Below are 832 nucleotides of genomic sequence, written 5' to 3'. Positions count from 1 at the left end.
TGGCGTGTCCGTTCCGCCGGGAAGAAGCGCATTGGCACGGATTCCGTGCGATCCATACTCCACGGCGATTACTTGCATGAGTCCAATCAAGCCAGCCTTGCTGGCCGCATAGGCCCCCATGCCTGGAAAGCTTGCCGTATGGCTGACGAAGGTCGAGGTAAAAATGATCGAGCCGCCGCCGCGTTTTACCATCGCTGGAATTTGATATTTTGCACCGAAAAAGGCGCTGGTCAGGTTTGTGTCCAATACCGCATGCCAGGCCTGCGCTGACATATCCGGTACCGGCACACTTTCCCCGGTCGCGCCGACGTTATTGAAGGCAATGTCGAGTCCCCCAAAGCGATCTACTGCAGTATCCACCAATGCACGGGCGAGTTGCTCCTCCCTGATGTCTCCCGCGACGGCAATCGCCTGGCCGCCCCCGCGTTCAATCTCGTTCACCAGCTTGTCCAGCGCGTCTTGACGACGCCCGGTCACCACCACCTTGGCTCCCTCCTTCGCGAACAGCTTCGCCGTCTCGTAGCCAATGCCCGAACTCGCCCCCGTTACGATCGCCACGCGTCCTGATAACTGATTCATTTTCCGGCTCCTTCTTGATTTGTTTGAGCCTCTCAGCATAGTGACGCGGTTCGCTCTGCTCTATCCGTTTCTTGCTTCTGATTGCCTGCACAATGTCCACACTGTGGCCCCCTGGCCCCAACCGTCAGTCCGCTGGCCTCTTGCGTGCCCGCTGCCTCGCGTCCCATGACCCCGTCCAGAACTGCACGCCGCATTTTGCATTTCGCGAAAAGTGGCAGCCGTCCGCTTTCGATGATTATTTGGTGTACACCCT

Annotated in this window: 1 protein-coding gene; it reads right to left on the bottom strand. The window is 58.4% G+C overall.

All coding sequences use genetic code 11. The annotated features are described in order from the left end of the window. Positions 1 to 579 (bottom strand): SDR family oxidoreductase (locus ACP7BV_RS27430; protein WP_426108072.1); only part of this gene is annotated, 579 nt, incomplete at its 3' end. Between the last annotated feature and the right edge of the window lie 253 nt (positions 580 to 832).

The sequence above is a fragment of the Massilia sp. TSP1-1-2 genome (genome assembly GCF_049896185.1).
Lineage (GTDB): Bacteria > Pseudomonadota > Gammaproteobacteria > Burkholderiales > Burkholderiaceae_D > Telluria_A.
This window is presented reverse-complemented; position numbering and strand designations above follow the sequence as displayed.